General features: G+C 46.0%; 1 protein-coding gene. It reads left to right on the forward strand.

From position 1 onward, the window contains the following. Window positions 1-448: hypothetical protein (locus FE392_RS19920; protein ID WP_319931867.1), on the forward strand; the 448-nt coding region annotated here is incomplete at both ends.

Consider the following 448-nt stretch of genomic DNA (forward strand, 5'->3'; position numbering starts at 1 on the left):
GAGCAACGTTAACCGGCTCGGAGGCGGTTTCGGGTGTGGTTGTCACCGCTTCTATAGGCGATAACAAGCCAGTGCTAACTCCGGCTGTTGAAATCAAATGGCCGACCATTAAGAAACCTACCACTAGCCAAAATGATAATTCAGTCTCCGGGGATGGGGGTGGTGCTTATCCGTTTACAGCGGAAGTATTTGGCGCTGATGGCACAACACCCTATACAGGGAAAGGAATTGCATTTGAGTGGTCTGTGAAACATCCAGATCCAAGTAATCCGAATAATGATGAAACAATATTATCACCATCTCCTGCCCCCATTACAGATATAAAAAATGGGAAGTTGGCAACATCGTTAAGTAGTTATCAATATCCGGCTGTGCAGGGGGCGCAGGTTTGTCTCAAAATTGTTGGGGCACCTTCTTCAACACAGCAATGCTCAAATAAAGTGAGTTT

Origin of the sequence: Xenorhabdus santafensis, assembly GCF_033949405.1 — a bacterium.
GTDB lineage: Bacteria > Pseudomonadota > Gammaproteobacteria > Enterobacterales > Enterobacteriaceae > Xenorhabdus > Xenorhabdus santafensis.